Annotated in this window: 12 protein-coding genes and 1 pseudogene; all 13 read right to left on the minus strand. The window is 51.1% G+C overall.

Annotation, left to right across the window (positions count from 1 at the left end; genetic code table 11):
* Window positions 1-92, minus strand: a 92-nt coding sequence (locus tag Q0796_RS17505) for a GTP-binding protein (protein WP_001978617.1), incomplete at its 3' end; no start/stop codon positions are given.
* Between the two features lie 67 nt (window positions 93-159).
* Window positions 160-2259 (minus strand): elongation factor G, encoded by a 2100-nt coding sequence (gene fusA, locus Q0796_RS17510; RefSeq protein ID WP_298445610.1) that lies wholly within the window; start codon window positions 2257-2259, stop codon window positions 160-162.
* Window positions 2260-2416: 157 nt separating this feature from the next.
* The gene (gene rpsG / locus Q0796_RS17515; protein WP_298445613.1) at window positions 2417-2887 is read right to left on the minus strand and encodes a 30S ribosomal protein S7; all 471 of its coding nucleotides are present in this window, start codon (window positions 2885-2887) and stop codon (window positions 2417-2419) included.
* Between the two features lie 83 nt (window positions 2888-2970).
* Entirely contained in the window at window positions 2971-3345 is a 375-nt protein-coding gene (gene rpsL, locus Q0796_RS17520) for a 30S ribosomal protein S12 (RefSeq protein ID WP_067666107.1), read from the minus strand.
* A gap of 219 nt (window positions 3346-3564) precedes the next feature.
* Complete coding sequence (rpoC, locus tag Q0796_RS17525; protein WP_298445618.1) at window positions 3565-7764, minus strand: DNA-directed RNA polymerase subunit beta'; 4200 nt, start codon at window positions 7762-7764, stop codon at window positions 3565-3567.
* Window positions 7765-7852: 88 nt separating this feature from the next.
* A complete protein-coding gene (gene rpoB / locus Q0796_RS17530) occupies window positions 7853-11878 on the minus strand; it encodes a DNA-directed RNA polymerase subunit beta (protein WP_298445620.1) in 4026 nt (1341 codons plus the stop codon).
* A 226-nt stretch (window positions 11879-12104) separates the two neighbouring features.
* Window positions 12105-12470: a 50S ribosomal protein L7/L12 gene (gene rplL / locus Q0796_RS17535; RefSeq protein WP_298445622.1), complete on the minus strand. Its 366-nt coding sequence runs from the start codon at window positions 12468-12470 to the stop codon at window positions 12105-12107.
* 49 nt (window positions 12471-12519) lie between these two features.
* Complete coding sequence (gene rplJ, locus Q0796_RS17540; protein WP_298445625.1) at window positions 12520-13023, minus strand: 50S ribosomal protein L10; 504 nt, start codon at window positions 13021-13023, stop codon at window positions 12520-12522.
* A 242-nt stretch (window positions 13024-13265) separates the two neighbouring features.
* Window positions 13266-13967: a 50S ribosomal protein L1 gene (gene rplA, locus Q0796_RS17545; RefSeq protein ID WP_298445627.1), complete on the minus strand. Its 702-nt coding sequence runs from the start codon at window positions 13965-13967 to the stop codon at window positions 13266-13268.
* A gap of 5 nt (window positions 13968-13972) precedes the next feature.
* Window positions 13973-14401 (minus strand): 50S ribosomal protein L11, encoded by a 429-nt coding sequence (rplK, locus tag Q0796_RS17550; RefSeq protein ID WP_298445630.1) that lies wholly within the window; start codon window positions 14399-14401, stop codon window positions 13973-13975.
* A gap of 125 nt (window positions 14402-14526) precedes the next feature.
* Window positions 14527-15072, minus strand: a complete 546-nt coding sequence (gene nusG, locus Q0796_RS17555) for a transcription termination/antitermination protein NusG (RefSeq protein WP_298445632.1) — start codon at window positions 15070-15072, stop codon at window positions 14527-14529.
* 4 nt (window positions 15073-15076) lie between these two features.
* A complete protein-coding gene (gene secE / locus Q0796_RS17560) occupies window positions 15077-15448 on the minus strand; it encodes a preprotein translocase subunit SecE (protein WP_298445635.1) in 372 nt (123 codons plus the stop codon).
* Between the two features lie 227 nt (window positions 15449-15675).
* A pseudogene (gene tuf / locus Q0796_RS17565) lies at window positions 15676-15864 on the minus strand (elongation factor Tu); the annotation flags it as partial.

Genomic DNA, 15864 nt, shown 5'->3' on the forward strand with positions numbered 1-15864 from the left:
GCAGCGGTCAGAGTGGTTTTACCGTGGTCAACGTGGCCAATGGTACCAACGTTTACGTGCGGTTTCGTACGTTCAAACTTTTCTTTAGACACGACGTCTTTCCTTTCAATATGCGACCCGGCTGCACGCAACCGGATCTGTTAACGAACTGGTGTTCGATTAGCCCATGCGGGCATCAATAATGGTCTGCGCAACGCTTGCTGGGGTCTCATTGTACTCGGCAAACTCCATAGAGTAAGAAGCACGACCCTGAGTAGCACTACGCAGATCAGTGGCATAGCCAAACATTTCCGACAACGGCACTTTGGCACGAACGATCTTAAGACCGGCCACACCATCGTCCATTCCCTCGATCAGACCTCGACGACGGTTCAAATCGCCAACCACATCACCCATCCAGTCTTCTGGAGTGGTCACTTCAACCTTCATCATCGGCTCAAGTAACACAGGTGACGCTTCCAAAGCACCCTTACGGAAGCCCAAGGAACCGGCCACTTTGAACGCCATTTCGTTCGAATCCACATCGTGGAAGGAACCGTCAAACAGAGTAACTTTAACGTCAAGTACAGGGAAGCCCGCAATGACACCTTGCGACATCTGTTCTTGGATACCTTTGTCTACAGCTGGGATGAATTCACGTGGAACCGTCCCGCCGACGATCTCATTGACAAATTCGTAACCGCTGCCCGCTTCTTGCGGTTCCAGCTTCAGCCAAACGTGACCGTATTGACCACGGCCGCCCGACTGACGGATGAATTTGCCTTCGCATTCGATGTTTTGGCGGATTGTTTCGCGGTAGGCCACCTGTGGCTTACCAACGTTACAATCAACGCTAAATTCACGCTTCATGCGATCAACAATAATGTCGAGGTGCAATTCACCCATACCAGAGATCAAGGTTTGACCCGATTCCTCGTCGGTTTCAACGCGGAACGATGGATCCTCAGCAGCCAGTTTACCCAGCGCTACGCCCATCTTCTCTTGATCGACTTTAGTGCGCGGCTCAACTGCGATCTGGATCACAGGTTCCGGGAACTCCATCCGTTCAAGAATCACTTTTTGGTCTTGGTCGCATAAGGTGTCACCCGTGGTAACGTCCTTTAGACCAATCGCAGCGGCGATGTCGCCGGCACGAACCTCTTTGATCTCTTTACGATCGTTCGAGTGCATCTGCACCATACGACCGAAGCGTTCACGCTTTTGCTTCACTGAGTTGTAGACTGCTTGGCCGGTTTCGGCCACGCCAGAGTACACACGCAAGAAAGTTAAGGTGCCCACAAATGGGTCGGTTGCAATTTTGAAGGCCAGTGCCGCAAACGGCGCGCTGTCGTCAGACGCACGAGAGATCTCATTGTCTTCCATATCAACGCCTTTAATGGCTGGCACATCCACTGGCGACGGTAAGTATTCCACTACCGCATCCAGAACCGCTTGTACGCCTTTGTTTTTAAAGGCACTACCACAAGTGGCTAAGACAATTTCGTTATTCAGAGTACGCGCACGCAGACCATGTTTGATCTCCGCTTCCGAGAGTTCACCCTCTTCTAGGTACTTTTCCATCAACTCTTCTGATGCGTCCGCAGCCGCATCAACCAAGTATTCACGCCACTCTTCAGCTTGCTCAACCAGATCGTCTGGGATCGCTAAATAATCGAACGTGGTACCTTGGTCAGATTCGTTCCAGCTGATGTACTTCATCTTGATCAGATCGATCACGCCTTTGAAGTTTTCTTCAGCACCAACGTTCAGTTGGATAGGCACACATTCTGCGCCTAGGCGATTACGAATTTGGTCGATCACGCGCTCAAAATCGGCGCCAGCACGGTCCATCTTGTTAACGAACACTAAGCGTGGCACTTGGTATTTATCGGCCTGACGCCATACGGTCTCAGACTGAGGCTCAACACCAGAAGAACCACAGAACACCACCACGGCACCATCAAGCACGCGCAAAGAACGCTCTACTTCAATGGTAAAATCTACGTGCCCGGGGGTATCAATGATGTTGACGCGGTGCTCTGAGAATTGCGCTTCCATACCACGCCAAAAAGTGGTGGTAGCTGCAGAGGTGATCGTGATCCCACGCTCTTGCTCTTGCTCCATCCAATCCATGGTCGCAGCACCATCGTGCACTTCACCGATCTTGTGGGATAGACCCGTGTAGAACAGAACGCGCTCGGTAGTAGTCGTTTTACCAGCGTCTACGTGAGCACAGATACCGATGTTACGGTAGCGCTCGATCGGGGTTGTACGAGCCAAAATAAATTCCTCTAGCTAACGCTTTGTGCGTTTTAGCAATCAATAACGATATAGACATTATTGCCGGCTCTGGCCACAGCCTCGGCAGTTCTGACGCCCATATCGTTACTGACTCATAATAAAAGTGGCGTGGCACAAAAGTGCCACGCCAGAGTCATTACCAGCGGTAATGTGCGAACGCTTTGTTCGCGTCAGCCATACGGTGAACGTCTTCACGTTTCTTAACCGCAGTGCCTTTGTTTTCGCTTGCATCCAGCAGTTCACCTGCCAGGCGCAGAGCCATCGATTTTTCGCTACGCTTACGAGCGGCTTCAACCAACCAGCGCATAGCTAGGGCATTACGACGCACTGGGCGAACTTCTACCGGCACCTGGTAAGTAGAACCACCAACACGGCGGGACTTAACTTCCACAGATGGACGGATGTTGTCCAGAGCGGCTTCAAAGATGTCTAAATGAGCTTTGCCAGATTTCTCAGCAGCTGTTTCCAGGCCACCGTAGATGATCTTTTCAGCAGTGGACTTTTTACCGTCCAGCATCATTACGTTTACGAATTTAGCCAGCAGTTCTGATCCGAACTTAGGATCTGGCAGGATTTTACGTTGACCTACGACGCGACGTCTTGGCATGGGAATTCTCCGAGTTGCTTCAGGTTAATCCAAAACTGGATATAACAAATTAAAAAAGTTTGGCCTTACTTAACGGAGAACCATTAAGACTTAGGACGCTTAGCACCGTACTTAGAACGACCTTGGCGACGATCAGAAACACCAGCGGTGTCCAGAGCGCCACGAACGGTGTGGTAGCGAACACCTGGCAGATCTTTTACACGACCGCCACGGATCAGTACAACAGAGTGCTCTTGCAGGTTGTGACCTTCACCGCCGATGTAAGAAGTAACTTCAAAACCGTTGGTCAGGCGAACACGACATACTTTACGCAGTGCGGAGTTCGGTTTTTTAGGGGTAGTGGTGTATACACGAGTACATACGCCACGCTTTTGTGGGCAAGCAGCCAGAGCAGGAACGTTGGTCTTTTGAACCTTGTCCTTGCGAGGCTTACGAACCAGCTGATTAACAGTAGCCATTCATATCTCCTGATTAACTGAGCGCACTCAGCAATCCAGTATTAGTTGCGAAAAATCGATGCCCCATAATATGGGGACGCGAAATTTTAAGCACCTTGCACTTACGTGTCAAGATTTAGCCAACGATGATCGCAAAGATCTGCGACGATCGCAAAATACCGCAGCAATAAAAAGGGCGCCCAATGGGCGCCCTTTTGTCAGCTTATGCTGTAGAAACCGTTATTTGCCAGTGGCATTTAACAGATCAGCCAGGTTTTGCTCAGCTTCAGACGCAGACACGGTTGGTGCTGCCTCGGCTTTGCCACCTTGGTTCTTGTTGCGGTGATAAGCGAAACCGGTACCCGCTGGGATCAAACGACCCACGGTTACGTTCTCTTTCAGACCACGCAGATCGTCACGCTTACCGTAGGTAGCCGCATCGGTCAGTACGCGAGTGGTCTCCTGGAACGACGCCGCCGAGATGAACGATTCGGTCGCCAAGGAAGCCTTGGTGATACCCAACAGTTCACGTTCGAAGGTTGCCGGACGCTTGTCGTCACCCAATTCGCGGTTCGCTTGGTTAACGCGGGCCACTTCAGCTTGCTCGCCTGGCAGCAAATCGGTGTCGCCACCGTCAACGATGATGCACTTACGCAACATCTGACGGATAACCACTTCGATGTGCTTATCGTTAATTTTTACGCCCTGCAGACGGTAAACGTCCTGCACTTCGTTAACGATGTAGTTGGCTACTGCGTGGATACCACGCAGACGCAAGATGTCGTGTGGTGCCTCTGGACCATCAGCGATAACTTCGCCACGCTCAACCTTTTCACCTTCGAACACGTTCAGGTTACGCCACTTAGGGATCATCTCTTCGTATGGCGCTGCGCCATCGTGCGGAGTGATCACCAGACGGCGCTTGCCTTTGGTTTCTTTACCGAAGGAGATGGTACCGGTGATTTCGGCCAGAATCGCTGGTTCTTTCGGCTTACGCGCTTCGAACAAATCAGCAACTCGTGGCAGACCACCAGTAATATCCTTAGTACCGCCAGATTCCTGCGGGATACGCGCTACGGCGTCACCCACGTTCACGGAAGCACCATCTTCCAGGTTCACAATCGCGTTACCGGACAGGAAGTACTGTGCAGGCACTTCAGTGCCTGGGATCAGCAGTTCGCTACCAGAAGCATCAACCAGTTTCACCATTGGACGCATCTCTTTACCTGCAGCCGGACGTTGTGCCGGATCCAGTACCAAGATGCTAGACAGGCCGGTCAATTCGTCGGTCTGCTTGGTCATGGTTACGCCGTCGATCATATCAACGAACTTAACCTGACCTTCCACTTCAGTGATGATTGGGTGCGTGTGTGGGTCCCAGTTAGCAACGATGTCGCCGGCGTTAACCGCGTCACCTTCCGCTTTCTCAAGAACCGCACCGTACGGCAGTTTGTAACGCTCTTTCTCACGACCCAGGTCATCGATGACGGCCATTTCGGTGGAACGAGAAGTTACAACGATCTTACCTTCAGAGTTGATAACGAACTTTTCGTTATGCAACTTGATGGAACCGCCGTTCTTAACCTGAACGTTGGTTTCAGCAGACGCACGAGAAGCCGCACCACCAATGTGGAACGTACGCATGGTCAACTGAGTACCAGGTTCACCAATCGACTGTGCAGCAACAACACCAACCGCTTCGCCTTCAGCCACCATGTGGCCTCGAGCCAAGTCACGGCCGTAACAGTTCTTACACACACCGAAATCGGTGTTACAGGTAATTACCGAGCGAACCAAGATCTCATCCACAGATGCGGTGTCGATCAAGTCACACAGTTTCTCATCCAGCAGGGTGTTGCGAGGGATAAGAACTTCGTCTTCGGTACCCGGCTTGATGATGTCTTTAGCAACAACACGGCCCAGTACGCGCTCACGCAACGGCTCAACTACGTCACCGCCTTCAATCAACGGCTTAACGGTCAGACCTTCTTCTGAACCACAGTCATCTTCAACGATAACCAGATCCTGAGATACGTCCACCAGACGACGAGTCAAGTAACCGGAGTTCGCGGTCTTCAATGCGGTATCGGCCAAACCTTTACGCGCACCGTGAGTCGAGATGAAGTACTGCTGTACGTTCAAACCTTCTTTAAAGTTGGCCTTAATTGGCGTCTCGATGATGGAGCCATCTGGCTTAGCCATCAGACCACGCATACCCGCCAACTGACGGATCTGAGCAGCACTACCACGAGCGCCAGAATCGGCCATCATGAAGATGCTGTTGAACGACTTCTGCTCTTCCTCGTTACCTTCACGGTTTACTACCGTGTCGGTAGAAAGGTTGGACATCATCGCTTTGGCAACTTGTTCGTTGGCAGAAGCCCAGATATCGATCACTTTGTTGTAGCGTTCGCCAGCGGTCACCAGACCGGCTTGGAACTGCTCGGTGATCTCAGCCACTTCCGCTTCAGCGTCAGCAATGATGGTCTTCTTCTCTGCCGGTACAACCATGTCGTTAATACCTACGGAGGTACCAGACACAGTGGCGTATGCAAAACCGGTGTACATCAATTGGTCAGCAAAGATTACGGTATCTTTCAGACCACACTTACGGTAGCAAGTGTTCAGTACGTTAGAGATTGGCTTCTTGCCCATATCTTGGTTGATCAAAGCAAAAGGCAGGCCTTTTGGCAGGATCTGAGACAGGATCGCACGACCGATGGTGGTATCGATGATGTGAGTTTTCTCAATCACCATACCGTCTTCGTCGGTTTCGCTGTCTTCGATGCGAACTTTAACGCGAGCGTGCAGTTCGGCATCACCAGTACGGTACGCTTTTTCTGCTTCTGCAACGTCGGCGAAGGCCATGCCTTCACCCTTGGCGTTCACCTTTTCACGGGTCATGTAGTACAGACCCAATACCACATCCTGAGATGGGGTAATTACCGGATCACCAGAAGCTGGTGACAGAATGTTATTGGTGGACATCATCAGGGCGCGTGCTTCTAACTGCGCTTCCAGGGTCAGCGGTACGTGTACCGCCATCTGGTCACCATCGAAGTCGGCGTTGTACGCCGCACAAACCAATGGGTGCAGTTGGATCGCTTTGCCTTCAATCAGCACAGGTTCGAACGCCTGGATACCCAGACGGTGCAAGGTTGGTGCACGGTTCAACAGTACTGGGTGTTCACGAATCACTTCGTCCAGTACGTCCCATACTTCCGCTTGCTCGCGTTCCACCATCTTCTTCGCAGCTTTGATGGTGGTGGCCAGGCCACGCGCTTCCAACTTGCCGTAAATGAATGGCTTGAACAGCTCCAGTGCCATCTTCTTAGGAAGACCACACTGATGCAGGCGCAGGGTAGGACCTACGGTAATCACCGAACGGCCAGAGTAATCTACACGTTTACCCAGCAAGTTCTGACGGAAACGACCCTGCTTACCTTTGATCATGTCAGCCAGAGACTTCAACGGACGACGGTTGGAGCCAGTGATGGCGCGACCGCGACGGCCGTTATCCAACAACGCATCCACAGATTCCTGCAGCATACGTTTTTCGTTACGTACGATGATGTCTGGGGCAGCCAGATCAAGCAGACGCTTCAGACGGTTGTTACGGTTGATCACGCGGCGGTACAGATCGTTCAGATCGGAAGTCGCAAAACGACCACCGTCCAGCGGTACCAACGGACGCAGATCTGGCGGCAGAACCGGCAGAACACCCATGATCATCCACTCAGGCTTGTTGCCAGAGTGGTAGAAGGCTTCCATCAGCTTCAGACGCTTGGTCAGCTTCTTACGCTTGGTTTCAGAGTTGGTTTGTGGCAACTCTTCACGCATAACGCCGATTTCAGCTTCCAGATCGATGTCACGCAGTAGCTTCTGAACGGCTTCCGCACCCATCAGAGCTTCAAACTCGTCACCGTGCTCTTCCAGCGCGTCCAAGTACTCTTCTTCGGTCAGCATCTGGCTCTTTTCGAGCGCAGTCATGCCTGGTTCAATCACCACGTAGGATTCGAAGTACAGCACGCGTTCGATATCACGCAGGGTCATATCCATCAGCAAGCCGATACGGGACGGCAGCGACTTCAAGAACCAAATGTGGGCTACCGGAGACGCCAGCTCGATGTGACCCATACGCTCACGGCGTACTTTAGTTTGGGTTACTTCAACGCCACACTTCTCACAGATAACACCGCGGTGCTTCAGACGTTTGTACTTGCCACAAAGACATTCGTAGTCTTTTACCGGACCAAAGATGCGGGCACAGAACAGGCCGTCGCGCTCTGGCTTGAACGTACGGTAGTTAATGGTTTCCGGCTTTTTCACTTCGCCGAACGACCAAGAACGGATCATGTCTGGCGCAGCCAGACCAATCTTGATGCCGTTAAATTCTTCGGACGTATTCTGTTTCTTTAGAAACTGAAGTAAGTCTTTCACGATCATCTCCCAAATGGAGGTTTCAATACATGGGCCAGGATCGTTCCAAGCCCATGATCGTTAGCCATGCCGCTTTCGCGGGCGACGATTATTCCTGGTCCAACTCGATGTTGATACCCAGTGAGCGGATCTCTTTCAACACTACGTTGAAGGACTCTGGCAAACCTGGCTGCATAGAGTAGTTGCCGTCCACGATGCTCTTATACATCTGGGTACGGCCGTTAACGTCATCCGACTTAACGGTCAACATCTCTTGCAGGGTGTAGGCTGCGCCGTAGGCCTGTAGGGCCCACACTTCCATCTCACCGAATCGCTGACCACCGAACTGTGCTTTACCACCCAGCGGCTGCTGAGTAACCAAGCTGTAAGAACCGGTAGAACGCGCGTGCATCTTGTCGTCAACCAAGTGGTTCAACTTCAGCATGTACATGTAACCAACGGTTACAGGACGCTCAAAGGTGTTACCAGTACGGCCGTCGTACAGAGTGAACTGACCAGAATCTGGCAGATCGCCCAGACGCAACAGATCCTTAATTTCGGACTCGGCTGCACCGTCGAACGCAGGGGTAGCCATTGGCATACCGCCTTTCAGGTTCTTCGCCAGGCGCAGTACTTCGGCGTCAGAGAAAGTAGACAGATCTACCTGCTGCTGGGATTCGCCCAAGTCGTATGCCTTTTGAATGAACTGGCGCATCTCTTCAACTTCACGCTGTTGTTCCAGCATGGCGTTGATCTTGTCACCAATTCCCTTAGCGGCCATACCCAAGTGAACTTCCAAGATCTGACCGATGTTCATACGCGATGGTACGCCCAACGGGTTCAGTACGATGTCTACCGGCTGACCGAATTCATCGTGTGGCATGTCTTCAACAGGAACGATGGTGGAAATTACACCTTTGTTACCGTGACGACCGGCCATCTTATCGCCTGGCTGGATGCGACGTTTAACCGCAAGGTAAACCTTAACGATCTTCTGTACACCCGGGTTCAGATCATCGCCTTGGGTGATCTTGCGACGCTTGGTTTCAAACTTCTTGTCGAAGGCGGCTTTCAGCTCATCGTGCTGACCAGCCAACTGCTCCAGTTCGGTTTGCTTGGCTTCGTCGTCCAGTGGCAGTTCCAGCCACTTTTCGCGATCCATGGCGTCCAGCTGAGCTTCGCTCATGCCAACAGACAGCAGCAAGTTGCGAGTACGGGCGAAAACGCCGTTCTCAAGGATGCTGAACTCTTCAGTCAGATCCTTCTTCGCTTCACGCAGCTGCATGTTTTCGATATCAACGGCACGCTTGTCTTTCTCTACGCCATCGCGAGTGAAGACTTGTACGTCGATTACGGTACCGTAAACGGAGTTAGGTACACGCAAAGAGGAATCCTTAACATCGGACGCCTTCTCACCGAAGATCGCTCGCAACAGCTTCTCTTCTGGGGTCAGCTGGGTTTCACCTTTCGGCGTTACCTTACCGACCAGAATGTCACCCGGCTTCATCTCAGCACCGACGTACACGATGCCTGACTCATCCAATTTGGACAGAGCAGACTCGCCTACGTTAGGGATATCAGCGGTGATCTCTTCGCTGCCCAACTTGGTGTCACGAGCAATACAGGACAGTTCCTGAATGTGGATGGTCGTCAGACGATCTTCTTGAACCACACGCTCGGACAAGAGGATGGAATCCTCAAAGTTGTAGCCGTTCCAAGTCATGAACGCGACACGTAAGTTCTGACCCAGAGCCAAGTCACCCAAGTCGGTAGACGGGCCATCTGCCAATACGTCACCACGAGTTGCGATTTCACCAACGTTACAAACAGGACGCTGGTTAATGCAGGTGTTTTGGTTCGAACGGGTGTACTTGGTCAGGTTGTAGATGTCGATGCCGGCTTCGCCTGCAACCAATTCATCTTCGTTTACCTTAACCACGATACGAGACGCGTCTACGTAATCGATTAAGCCACCACGTTTAGCGACTACGGTTACACCGGAGTCAACCGCTACTGCGCGTTCAATACCGGTACCAACCAGAGGCTTATCCGCCTTCAAAGTCGGAACGGCCTGACGCTGCATGTTCGCACCCATCAATGCACGGTTAGCATCATCGTGTTCCAAGAACGGGATCAAAGACGCTGCCACAGAGATGATCTGCTGTGGCGAGATGTCCATGAACTGAACTTGATCAGGGGTTACGAACGAGGACTCACCCTTATGACGGGCAGCAACCAATTCATCCGACAGCATGCTGTTGTCATCGATGATCGCGTTGGCCTGAGCCACCACGTAGTAACCTTCTTCGATAGCGGACAGGTATTCCACTTCTTCAGTTACTTTGCCATCAACAACGCGACGGTATGGGGTTTCCAGGAAACCGTACTCGTTAGTACGAGCAAAGGTTGCCAAGGAGTTGATCAGACCAATGTTTGGACCTTCAGGGGTCTCAATTGGACACAAACGACCGTAGTGAGTTGGGTGTACGTCTCGAACTTCGAAACCAGCACGCTCACGGGTCAAACCGCCAGGACCCAAGGCCGAAATACGGCGCTTGTGGGTCACTTCAGACAACGGGTTGTTCTGATCCATAAACTGAGACAGCTGAGAAGAGCCAAAGAACTCTTTTACTGCCGCAGAAATTGGCTTGGCGTTGATCAGATCCTGAGGCATCAGGGAATCCAGATCGCCCAAAGACAGACGCTCACGTACTGCGCGTTCAACACGAACCAGACCTACACGGAACTGGTTTTCGGCCATTTCGCCAACAGAACGGATACGACGGTTGCCCAAGTGATCGATATCATCGACTTCGTCACCGCCGTTGCGGATCTCGATGATCTTCTTCATCACGTCGACGATGTCTTCTTTGGTCATGATGCCCACACCGGTGGACTCATCACGGCCCAAACGACGGTTGAACTTCATCCGACCAACGGTGGACAGATCGTAACGCTCTTCGCTGAAGAACAAGTTCTGGAACAACGCTTCGGCAGCATCGCGGGTTGGCGGCTCGCCAGGGCGCATCATGCGGTAGATCTCTACCAACGCTTCCATACGATCGTTGGTTGAATCAACGCCGATGGTGGTGGACATGTACGGGCCATTGTCCAACTCGTTGAAGTACAGAGTTTCAAACGCTTTGATGTCCGCTTGAGATAGCTTAGCTACGTCTTCTAATGACAGCTCTTGGTTGGCAGCAACAATCAGCTCACCAGTGGCTTCATCAACGTAATCTTTGGCGATCACTTTGCCAGCCAAGTACTCAACTGGTACTTCCAGTTCAGTCACGCCACCTTTATCAAGCTGACGGATGTGACGGGCAGTGATACGACGACCGGTTTCAACTAAAACCTTGCCATCGTTGTCTTTGATGTCGAATACCGCAGTTTCGCCACGCAGGCGCTCTGGTACCAGTTCCATCACCAACTTGTCTTTCTTCAGGGTGTAAGTCACCTTGTCGAAGAACATGTCCAGGATCTCTTGGGTGGAGTAACCCAGCGCACGCAGAATGATAGAAGATGGCAACTTACGACGACGGTCGATACGAACAAACAAGTTGTCTTTCGGATCGAACTCGAAGTCCAGCCAAGAACCACGGTAAGGAATTACACGGGCGTTATACAGTACTTTACCAGAAGAGTGAGTCTTGCCACGGTCGTGGTCGAAGAACACACCTGGAGAACGGTGCAACTGAGATACAATTACGCGCTCAGTACCGTTAATAACGAAAGTACCGTTTTCGGTCATGAGCGGGATATCGCCCATGTAGACTTCCTGCTCTTTAATGTCCTTTACTGCGCCGCCGTTCTCTTTGTCCAGCAGCACCATGCGCAACTTAACGCGCAACGGAGCAGAATAAGTAATGCCACGGATCTGACACTCTTTTACGTCAAATACTGGCTCGCCTAGCTTGTAGCTAACGTAGTCCAGTGAAGCATAACCAGAGAAGGACTTGATTGGAAAAACACTGCGAAAAGCAGCTTCCAAACCACGCTCACCTTCTGGGTCTTGCTCTAGGAAGTTTTGGAACGAGTCCAGCTGGATCGACAGCAGGTAAGGTACGTCTAAAACCTTTGGACGCTTACCAAAATCCTTGCGGATGCGTTTTTTCTCGAAATCGGAGTAAACCATGGGGTTCCTCTGTTCGTGATTGGAGACAAAAAATATCTGCCCGCGCAGATATTTAGCCCTAATTTTGGCGCAAGAACCTAACCAATAATCTCTGCCAGGCCCGCGTTCCTAGATGGGTAGTGATCGGTCATAAGATCACCTGCGCATATAGCGCAAAAAGGCCGGTGGTTTTTTAACCACCAGCCCAACCTGATTTTTACATCAGGCGCATAAGCTATAAGATAGCTTACTTAAGCTCAACTTTACAGCCGGCTTCTTCCAGTTGCTTTTGCAGACCTTCAGCTTCGTCTTTTGCAACAGCTTCTTTAACAGCAACTGGCACAGACTCAACCATAGCCTTGGCTTCTTTCAGGCCCAGACCGGTAGCAGCACGAACGGCTTTAATAGCAGCAACTTTGTTGCCACCGAAGTCGGTCAGAACTACGTCAAACTCGGTTTTTTCTTCAACAGCAGCAGCATCGCCGCCACCAGCTACAACAGCAGCAGCAGCAGATACGCCGAACTTTTCTTCCATAGCTTCGATCAGTTCAACAACGTCCATTACGGACATTGCAGCTACAGCTTCGATGATTTGGTCTTTAGTGATAGACATTTTTAAATCCTACAATTAATTACTTAAAAAGGTTACGCAGCGAGCTTGATTAAGCTGCTTGCTCTTCTTTTTGGTCGCGCAGAGCAGCCAGAGTACGTACCAGCTTGCCAGCAGATGCTTCCTTCATGGTCATCATCAACTGTGCAATCGCTTCGTCGTAAGTTGGCAGCTTCGCCAGACGGTCAATTTGCTCGGCAGGGATCAGATCCCCTTCGTATGCCAGTGCTTTAACCTCAAACGCTTGTTCTTTCTTAGCGAAGTCTTTAAACAGACGCGCTGCAGCACCAGGGTGCTCGTTAGAAAAAGCGATCAGGGTTGGACCGGTAAACGCAGAAGACAGACACTCGTAAGAGGTGCCTTCAACTGCGCGCTTAGCCAAGGTGTTACGCACTACGCGCATAGATACACCGGCTTCGCGAGCCTGCTTACGCAGTTCGGTCATTGCGCCTACGGTTACGCCACGTGAATCGGCAACAACTGCAGACAGAGCACCTTTGGCAGCTTCGTTGACTTCAGCAACAATTGCTTTTTTGCCTTCGAGGTTTAATGCCATTGGGCTTTACTCCTGGATTCCACCTAGGTTTACACCTAGAAACTAATAACCCCATTGCTGGGGGACTTTACGGTGGGAGGTTCCAGAAGAATAAAAATTCTTCTTAGGTCCATCACCGTCTACGCAGGCAAACATTAAGAAACTTACGCTTCACCTACGGTCTTGGACGAGAGTCTGTAAACAGACTTCGGCCTATAGGGCGCGGAATTATACAGATAATCCCGCACCCTGTAAATCAAGATTTAAGCTTGAGTTTCCAGGCTACCCTGGTCAACTGCAACACCTGCACCCATAGTGGTGGAGATGGAAATCTTCTTGATGAACGCGCCTTTAGCAGAAGCAGGCTTAGCCTTCTTCAGAGCAACCAGCAGCGATTCCAAGTTTTCTTTCAACTTGTCAGCGTCAAAGTCCACTTTACCGATGGTAGTGTGGATGATGCCGTTCTTGTCGTTGCGGTAGCGAACCTGACCTGCTTTAGCGTTTTTAACCGCTTCAGCAACGTTAGGGGTAACGGTACCGGTTTTAGGGTTAGGCATCAGGCCGCGTGGGCCCAAGATCTGACCCAGCTGACCAACAACGCGCATTGCATCAGGAGATGCGATAACTACGTCGAAGTCCATTACGCCAGCTTTAACCTGGGCAGCCAGCTCGTCCATACCAACCAGTTCAGCACCAGCTTCTTTGGCAGCATCGGCGTTAGCGCCTTGAGTAAATACTGCAACGCGAACGTCACGACCAGTACCGTGTGGCAGTACAGTTGCACCGCGTACGTTTTGGTCAGATTTACGTGGGTCAACACCCAGGTTTACCGCTACGTCTACTGATTCAACGAACTTAGCAGTAGCCAGTTCTTTCAGCAGTGCAACCGCTTCGTTCATTTCGTATTCGCGAGTAGATTCAACTTTCTCGCGGATAACGCGCATGCGCTTAGAGATTTTAGCCATCGTTATTAACCCTCAACTACCAGACCCATGGAACGGGCAGTACCAGCAATTGAACGCTTCATAGCTTCAATGTCAGCACCAGTCATGTCAGCAGCCTTAGTCTCAGCAATTTCTTGCAGCTGAGCGTCGGTTACTTTGCCTACCTTTTCGGTGTTTGGACGACCGGAACCAGACTTAACGCCAGCGGCCTTCTTCAGCAGAATGGCAGCAGGTGGAGTCTTGGTTACGAAAGTGAAAGAGCGATCCGCGTAAACGGTGATCACTACAGGGATCGGCAGACCCTTTTCAACTTTGTCTGTACGAGCGTTAAACGCCTTACAGAATTCCATGATGTTAACACCGTGCTGACCCAGTGCAGGACCAACTGGTGGAGACGGGTTAGCTGCACCAGCTGCAACTTGCAGCTTGATGTAAGCAGTGACTTTCTTAGCCATGAGTAATTACCTCTGTATGGGTTCAAGCGTCCAAATCAACAAATTTGAACTCCCCGTGAAAAAAGGAGCGGCGAATTATATACAAATCCGCCGCGCCATCTCAATCGTTTTTGACGATCTTTTGATCAGCTTTTTTCTACCTGACCAAAATCCAATTCGACCGGAGTAGAACGGCCGAAGATCATCACTGACACCTTCACGCGGGACTTTTCGTAGTCCACTTCTTCAACGGTACCGTTGAAGTCTGCAAATGGGCCGTCAGATACACGAACCACTTCACCGGGTTCAAACAGGGTGCGGTGACGTGGAGACTCTGCGGATTCTTGCAGGCGGTTAAGGATAGCGTCAGCTTCTTTCTGGGTAATCGGTGCCGGACGATCAGACGTACCGCCGATGAAGCCCATTACACGAGGGATGTTGCGTACCAAGTGCCAAGACTGGTCGTTCATCACCATCTGTACCAATACGTACCCTGGGAAGAATTTACGTTCGCTCTTGCGACGTTGGCCAGCGCGCATTTCTACCACTTCTTCGGTAGGAACCAGCACTTCGCCGAAAAACTCTTCCATTTCGTGCATTCTAATGTGCTCTTTCAGAGACTGAGAAACGCGTCCCTCAAAGCCGGAGAAAGCCTGCACGACGTACCAGCGCATCTTTGGTTGTTCGGACATGCAGTTATACCCCTGTGATCAGATTTACAATTTTCACCAGACCCATGTCCAGCAGCCATACACAAAAGGCCACCAGCGCAGTCACAGCAAAAACAATCAACGTAGTTTGGGTGGTTTCCTGACGGGATGGCCACACCACTTTACGTACTTCTAGGCGAGCTTCCTGAGTGAAAGCCCACGCTGCTTTACCTTTTACGGTCTGCGCAGCAACAAACAATGCTACTGCCATTGCTACCACAACGGCGATCGCACGATACAGTACCGAGTACGTATCAAAATATTGGTTGCCAATCACGGCTGCCGCAACTAAAACGACAACTAAACCCCATTTAGCGATGTCCATGGAGTTGCCTTGGTCTTCTGTATTGGTACTCATTACTGCAATCCCGTATCGAGTCTGTGCTTGTGAGCAAAGCCCACATCATGGCCACGCCGGCAGCAAAAAATTGGCGTAGACCAACATTGGACCGCCAACCGGCAAAAAAGTAGCCCTAGATTCTATTGCATTAGACCATCGGCTTACAAGCGAGATGGTCACTTCCAAAGCAAAAAGGCGTCCCGAGGGACGCCTTTTCTTAGATGTAGTGTTAACTACCGTTGATATTACTCAACGATGGTTGCTACAACACCAGCACCAACGGTACGGCCACCTTCACGGATAGCGAAGCGCAAGCCTTCTTCCATCGCGATTGGAGCAATCAGGGTAACGTCCATCTGGATGTTATCGCCTGGCATTACCATCTCTACGCCTTCTGGCAGTTCGATGGTACCGGTGATGTCAGTAGTACGGAA

It is taken from the genome of uncultured Ferrimonas sp. (genome assembly GCF_947489035.1).
GTDB lineage: Bacteria > Pseudomonadota > Gammaproteobacteria > Enterobacterales > Shewanellaceae > Ferrimonas.

What these genes read in the sequence shown, in the direction of transcription:
- rpsG (WP_298445613.1), bottom strand. Translation starts at nt 2,887, where the DNA reads ATGCCAAGACGTCGCGTCGTAGGTCAACGTAAAATCCTGCCAGATCCT.
- rpsL (WP_067666107.1), bottom strand. Translation starts at nt 3,345, where the DNA reads ATGGCTACTGTTAATCAGCTGGTTCGTAAGCCTCGCAAGGACAAGGTT.
- rpoB (WP_298445620.1), bottom strand. Translation starts at nt 11,878, where the DNA reads ATGGTTTACTCCGATTTCGAGAAAAAACGCATCCGCAAGGATTTTGGT.
- rplL (WP_298445622.1), bottom strand. Translation starts at nt 12,470, where the DNA reads ATGTCTATCACTAAAGACCAAATCATCGAAGCTGTAGCTGCAATGTCC.
- rplJ (WP_298445625.1), bottom strand. Translation starts at nt 13,023, where the DNA reads ATGGCATTAAACCTCGAAGGCAAAAAAGCAATTGTTGCTGAAGTCAAC.
- rplA (WP_298445627.1), bottom strand. Translation starts at nt 13,967, where the DNA reads ATGGCTAAAATCTCTAAGCGCATGCGCGTTATCCGCGAGAAAGTTGAA.
- rplK (WP_298445630.1), bottom strand. Translation starts at nt 14,401, where the DNA reads ATGGCTAAGAAAGTCACTGCTTACATCAAGCTGCAAGTTGCAGCTGGT.
- nusG (WP_298445632.1), bottom strand. Translation starts at nt 15,072, where the DNA reads ATGTCCGAACAACCAAAGATGCGCTGGTACGTCGTGCAGGCTTTCTCC.
- secE (WP_298445635.1), bottom strand. Translation starts at nt 15,448, where the DNA reads ATGAGTACCAATACAGAAGACCAAGGCAACTCCATGGACATCGCTAAA.